Below are 6,006 nucleotides of genomic sequence, written 5' to 3'. Positions count from 1 at the left end.
GCCGGGGACCGGGGCGCGGGCGACGGTTCCGGCGACTGGCGGCCGGGGACCGCGTGCCCGTACTTGTAGTACTCGTCGAGGTCGCCGACCGGGACGACCCGGGCGCCCTTCGCGTCCGCCGGCATCTCCAGGATCCAGCCGGGACGGATGAGGCTGGCGATGCTGAGCTTGGTGCCGTCCGGCTGGACCCGTCCCTTGTTCAGGGCGTGGATCTCCTTGTAGCGGCGCCCGTCGCCCAGGCACTTCTCGGCGATCTCCCACAGGCTCTCGTGATGGCGGCCCTCGGGCGGCTGCACCCGGTAGATCTTGGTCGTGCGGGCCTTCTCCATCGGGCTCGCCGCGAGGTCCTCGGCGGTGCGGTCGGCGGCGGCCGCCGGGCGCTCCGGCGCGTCCGGGACGCGGTGGAACTCCTGCGACTGCGTCTGCGGGGGGACGGGGCGCTGCTGCGACAGCCCGCCGCCGGAGAACGCCGGCATGATCACGGTGGTGGCGGTGAACAGCAGCAGCGCCGCGACCACCAGCCGGTGGACGAGCGACTGCGTACCGCCCGCGAGCGGCACGCGCGCGGGCACGCCGACGCCGCGGATCCCCGCGTACACCTCGACGACCACGCAGAGCGCGAGCTGGATCCAGGCGAGCCACACCAGCGCGACCAGGATCGTGATGAGCGAGCCGGGCCCGAGCCGGTGGGTGAGGTCGGACGCGGCGGGCATGTCCGCGGGGATCGGGGAGCCGAAGAAGGTGAGGAGCGCGTACGGGACGCCGCCGATCAGCGCGGCCAGCGCGAGGACGGCGCCGAGGCCGGCGAGCACGTCGCCCGGGCTGCGATGCCCTTTCACCCGTACGGGCTCTCTCTGCCCATGCCGTGTCACCATCGCGCCCCCAGCGGTCGCCGCTCACCGGACGTCGCCCCAATGGTAGACGCGTTTGCTCCGGTGACGGGGTGGGCCGTCGCCGAGGAGGTCATCGCGAAGTCGCCGAACCCGGGGATGATGCCCAGCAGCTGCGGCCGGACGCGGATCTCGACGGTCACCGCCACCTCCTGCTCGTCGGCGTCGCAGCGGGACGCGGCGATCTGGTCCGGGTAGGACGCCAGCAGGTCGCACGCCGCTGCCCGGGCCCGCTCGGGGGCGATGACGGGCTTCCCGGTGGCCCGCAGCGCGTCGGTGTCGATCTCGTTGGCGCCGGCGCGGGCGGCCTGCTCGGCCATGTCGGCGGCCCGCTGCCGCGCGTGGATCGCGAGCCCGCCGTCCACGAGCAGGCCCGCCAGCATGAACACGATGGGGGTGAACAGCACGACGTACATGGCGACCGAGCCGCGGTCGCGGCCCGGCGCGAGGCGGGCGAGCGCGCGGAGCCGGAGCCGGCGGATCACTGCGGGCCTCCCGGGTCGCCCTCGCCGCCGTCGGCCTCCTCGCCGCCGCCCGGGCCGGTGCCCCGCCAGGTGAAGGTGTCGATCGGGGCGACCGCGCGGCCCTCCAGCCGCTTGGTGCCGGGCAGGCCGATGAACGACAGGTCGCCGAGGTCGACGTCGCAGGTGATCGTCACCTCGACGCGCCCGCCCGGCCCCCACGCGGCGACGTTGGTGGCGATGGTCGGGCCGCCCGAGCACCAGTCGTGCCCCTGGAGGTTGGCGCGCGCGGCCCTGTCGGCGAGGTCCTGCGCGGACGCGGCGTCGCGGGCGATGGACGCCGCGCGCACGCCGTCCCGCGCGGCGCCGTCCACCTGGCCCTGCGCGTCCACCATCCGCCCGGCGCCCGCCAGGAAGAGCAGGAACGCCACGAAGACGGGCGTGACCAGCACCATCTCCAGCGACATCGAGCCGCGGTCGCGCACCGCCCGGCGGAGTCTCACTGGGCCCCCTGGCAGGCGACGCCGGAGTCGACGTCCGGCCGGAAGCACTCGATCGGGCCCCGGGAGCGCTGCGACACGTGGAACGACATGAACGGGATGACGCGCACCGCCTCGCCGCTCACCTCCACCCAGCGCTCGTCGTCGGCCTCGCCCGCCTGCACCTGGAGGCCGCCGAGCAGGTTCGGGCCGATCTTGCGGACGTCCTCGGTGGCCTTGGTCACGGCCTCCTCCCGCCAGCCGGCGCCGGCGGGCTGGGTGCGGGCCGTCCGGGCGCCCGACTGCGCGGCGGCGAGCGCGACGTGCCGCGCGTGGTAGACCATCGCGAACTGCACGACGGCGAGCATCACGAAGATGAGGATCGGCGTGAGCAGAGCCCATTCCATCGACGACGCCCCGGCGTCCGACCGGATCCGGCGCCGCAACGCGCGGAGCCGCGGGCGGGCCGACGCACGGAGCCGCCCCCGGGCGGACGCGCGGAGCCGCGGGTGGGCGGACGCGCGGGGACGCCGCCGGACGAGCGCACGGGGACGCCGCCGGGCGGATGCGCGGGGCCGACGCCGGGCGTGCGCGCGGGGACGCCGGGTGCGGGTGGGCTCGCGTGGCCGCATTCCGGTCAGCCCGTCTTGATGCTGTCGGCCTTGTCCGTGATCTTCTTCTGGATCACCGCGCCGATCGTGATGGCGATGAGCGCGAGGATCGCGGTGATGATCGCCCATTCGATCGCCGACGCGCCGCGGCCGCGCTCGGTGGACGAGCGCAGCCGCGCCAGCCGGGTGCCGAGCATGGCGCGCAAGTAGACGACGGACGGGTCGTTCAGGGGGTTGAGCGGACTCATCGTGGCACCTCCAGGGGGCGGTGATCGCGGACGGGACGGCGGGACGTCATGAGGCGAGCACCCGTATCAGGGCCGGGTAGGCCAGGAAGACCAGGAAACCGGCGCACAGGAACAGCTGCGCGACGAGCATCGACTGGGACCGCTCGCCGGCCTTGCCCTCCAGCTCCGACAGCTCGCGGCTGCGCATGGACGCGGCGCGGGCGGCCAGCGACTTGCGGATCTGCGCGCCGTCGTCGGCGACGAGGGCGAGCGCCCCGGCCAGGTCGCGCAGCTCGGCGATGTCGAGCTCGTCGCCGAGCTGTCCGAGGGCCTGCCAGGGCGTGCGGCCGGTGATGCGCGCGTTGCCGAGCGCGTCCCGGAGGCGGTGCATGGCCCAGCCCTCGCCGACGTTCGAGGCGGTCATCAGCGCCTCGGGGACGCCGCGCCCGCCCGCCAGGTTCATCGAGACCAGGTCGAGGAACGCGCCGACGACGTGCCGGAAGTCCTGCCGTCGGGCCTGCGCCTCCTGCCGGAGCTGCATGTCGGGAAAGAAGAAGAACAGCACGGCGAACAGCAGGCAGACCCACGCCGGGAGCTGCACGGACGACCCCAGGCCCAGCAGTGCGAAGTACGCCACGATCAGCGGGATGACCAGCAGCGCGGCGGCGGGCAGCAGGAACTTGGTGGCGAGGAACGCCTCCAGGGACCGCTCGGTGATGGCGAGGTCCGCGCGGATCGACCGCAGCTTCCAGCCGCGCGTCTCGCAGAACCGCACCAGTTCCCGGCCGACCTTCGCGCGCATCCCGCCGACGCGCTCCAGCGTCGGCGACATCCGTCCGGCCTGCGCCTCCTCCAGGTCGCGGCGGCGGGCGGCGTCGAAGGCGGCCATCCGCGCGGCGAGTCCCGGCCGCGCCGGGAACAGCGCCCGGGCGAGCAGGTACAGGCCCGCGCCGACGACGGCGCCCGCGATCATCGCGCCCGTCATGCCGGGTCCCCCGTCCGGCCGGACTGCCAGCCCGCGACCGTGCTCGGCACCTCGCCGGGCACGCCGGGCTGCGCCTTGCGGGGCTCGCCGAGGAACCGGCCGGGCAGCTCGTACTTGGCGAGGCGCCGCAGCCACAGGAACGCCGCCGCGTACAGGGCGACGACGATGCACAGGACGAGCTGGCCGAGGAAGTCGTCGTACGGCTCGACGTAGGAGTGGTTGAACACGGCGAGGCCCAGCGCCGTCCCGACGGAGACGCCTACCACGATGCGGACGCTGCGTCGGGTGGAGCGCCGGTCGGCCTCGACGCGGCGCCGCATGTCCAGCTCGGCGCGGGCGGACCCGGCGAGCGCGCCGAGCATGTCGCGCAGGCCGGGACCGCGCAGCTTGGCGTTCAGGACGAGCGCGGCGATCACCAGGTCGGCGGACGGGTCGTCGATGTCGTCGGCGAAGCGGCGCAGCGCCTCCGGCATCGGGACGCGGGTGTGCAGGCGGTCGACCAGGCCGCGCAGGGGCTGCAGCAGGGCCGGGGCGGCGGCGCGCTGCGAGGCGGGGATGGCCTGCTCCAGGCCGACGGCGCCCGCGATGGTGTCGCGGAGCGACTCGGTCCAGGCGGCGAGGGCCTCCAGCCGGGCCATGCCCCGGCGCTCCTCGGCCGCGCCGCCCGCCAGCCCGTTCCAGCCGAGGACGAGCGCGCCCGTCCCGGCGGCGGCGATCGGCCAGCGGGTCACCACGAGCACCGCCACGCCCGCGACGACCGCGACGGCGCCGCGGGTGGACAGCGTCCTGGCCAGGTCCTCGCGGCTGCGGCCGCGGACCGGCCGGGACCGCGGCGGCAGGCCGCGCAGCGCCAGGACCAGCAGCAGGAGCCCGCCGCCGACCGCGGCGCCCGCGATGATGGCGAGCAGCACGTCCGGCGCGTACATCACCGGCCTCCGCTTCCCCGGGGCGCCGTCACCAGGCACCTCCGGCGGACGGGTCGTACCCGTAGTCGGCCAGCTCGGCGGCGCAGGCGATCGGCGCGTTCGGCACGGCGGCGCCGCCCGGGCCGAGCGTGAACACTTCCGACGACAGCACGCGGCCGTCGACGCCGGTGACCTCGCGGATGCTCGCGACGTAGCGGCGCAGCCGGCCGCCGGAGGCGTACTCGTTGCGCTTCTCGATGAACACCACGAAGTCGATCGCGCCCGCGATGAGCATGTGCGTCGCCTCGACGGGCAGCCGCTCCTCCGACTGGATCGCGTACGTGGTGATGCGGTTGAAGACCTCCATCGAGGAGTTGGCGTGGATCGTCGACAGGGATCCGTCGTTGCCCTGCGTCATCGCGTTCAGCATCGTGACGATCTCGTCGCCGAGCACCTCGCCGACGATCACGCGGGACGGGTTCATGCGCAGCGACCGGCGCACCAGCTCGGCCATCGAGATGGCGCCCTGGCCCTCGGAGTTCGGCAGCCGCTGCTCGCAGGCGACGCAGTTCGGGTGCAGCTCGGGGAAGGCGTCCAGGCCGAGCTCCAGCGCGCGCTCGACGGTGATGAGCCGCTCGTGCGGCGGGATCTCGTTGGCGACGGCGCGCAGCAGCGTCGTCTTCCCCGCGTTGGTCGCCCCGGCGATCATGATGTTCTTGCGGGCGAGGACGGCGGCGCGGAAGAACTGCGCCACCTCCTGGCTGAACGTGCCGTTGCCCACCAGGTCGGCGAGGAACACCTTGCCGAGGCGGGCGCGCCGGATCGACAGCGCGGGGCGGACCGTCACGTCCATCACGGCCGACAGCCGCGATCCGTCCGGCAGCCGCAGGTCGAGCTGCGGGTTCGCGGTGTCGAACGGGCGCGACGACAGGCCGCTGTAGGCGGCGAGGATCTGGATGAGCTCGATCAGCTCCTCGTCGCTCTCGGCGACCGGCTCGCCCATCACCTCGCGGCCGTCGGCGTAGCCGATGAACACCCGGTCGCAGCCGTTGACGTCGATGTTCTCGATCTCGGGGTCCTCCAGCAGCGGCTGGAGCCGGCCCACGCCGAACAGGGCGGCGTGGACGCCCGCCGCGAGCGCCTCCTCCTCTTCGGCGTTCGGGGGCCGCCGCCCGGAGGTGATCTCGCCGCGCGCGAACTCCTCCAGGACCTGGCCGATGAGCGCGCGGGCGAACTGCCGTTCGTCCTCCCCGGTCATCGGCGGGAGGCCGTGCGCGGCGTCGAGGCGGCGCTGCTGGGCCAGCCGGTCGCCGACCTCCTGGCGGAGCCGCTTGACGAGGCCGTGATCCACCTAGCGCTCCCCCTTCTCGTGGCGGCCGCCCGCCGTCACCTGCTCGGTGGACGGCTCGCCCGGCGGGACGGCGGCCGGGGACGCGGGCGGCGCGGGG

Annotated in this window: 8 protein-coding genes; all 8 read right to left on the bottom strand. The window is 74.8% G+C overall.

What is annotated here, in order from left to right:
- On the bottom strand, positions 1-839 hold an 839-nt coding region (locus tag E1298_RS42970; protein ID WP_424923211.1), incomplete at its 3' end, for a LysM peptidoglycan-binding domain-containing protein.
- A 29-nt stretch (positions 840-868) separates the two neighbouring features.
- Positions 869-1,375 carry a TadE/TadG family type IV pilus assembly protein gene (locus E1298_RS42965; protein ID WP_243726187.1) on the bottom strand — a complete coding sequence of 169 codons (507 nt, stop codon included), beginning with the start codon at positions 1,373-1,375 and terminating at the stop codon, positions 869-871.
- Positions 1,372-1,854: a TadE family protein gene (locus E1298_RS42960; RefSeq protein WP_243726186.1), complete on the bottom strand. Its 483-nt coding sequence runs from the start codon at positions 1,852-1,854 to the stop codon at positions 1,372-1,374. Before E1298_RS42960 ends, E1298_RS42965 begins: the two co-directional genes overlap by 4 nt.
- A complete protein-coding gene (locus E1298_RS42955) occupies positions 1,851-2,237 on the bottom strand; it encodes a TadE family protein (RefSeq protein WP_131903138.1) in 387 nt (128 codons plus the stop codon). The genes E1298_RS42960 and E1298_RS42955 overlap by 4 nt, the downstream gene beginning before the upstream one ends.
- A gap of 230 nt (positions 2,238-2,467) precedes the next feature.
- On the bottom strand, positions 2,468-2,689 hold the full coding sequence (locus E1298_RS42950) for a Flp family type IVb pilin (RefSeq protein WP_131903137.1): 222 nt from the start codon (positions 2,687-2,689) through the stop codon (positions 2,468-2,470).
- Between the two features lie 46 nt (positions 2,690-2,735).
- Entirely contained in the window at positions 2,736-3,653 is a 918-nt protein-coding gene (locus E1298_RS42945) for a type II secretion system F family protein (RefSeq protein ID WP_131903136.1), read from the bottom strand.
- A complete protein-coding gene (locus E1298_RS42940) occupies positions 3,650-4,579 on the bottom strand; it encodes a type II secretion system F family protein (RefSeq protein WP_131903135.1) in 930 nt (309 codons plus the stop codon). Before E1298_RS42940 ends, E1298_RS42945 begins: the two co-directional genes overlap by 4 nt.
- A 28-nt stretch (positions 4,580-4,607) precedes the next feature.
- Positions 4,608-5,909 carry a TadA family conjugal transfer-associated ATPase gene (locus E1298_RS42935; RefSeq protein WP_131903134.1) on the bottom strand — a complete coding sequence of 434 codons (1,302 nt, stop codon included), beginning with the start codon at positions 5,907-5,909 and terminating at the stop codon, positions 4,608-4,610.
- Between the last annotated feature and the right edge of the window lie 97 nt (positions 5,910-6,006).

The organism is Actinomadura rubrisoli, assembly GCF_004349215.1.
GTDB lineage: Bacteria > Actinomycetota > Actinomycetes > Streptosporangiales > Streptosporangiaceae > Spirillospora > Spirillospora rubrisoli.
This window is presented reverse-complemented; position numbering and strand designations above follow the sequence as displayed.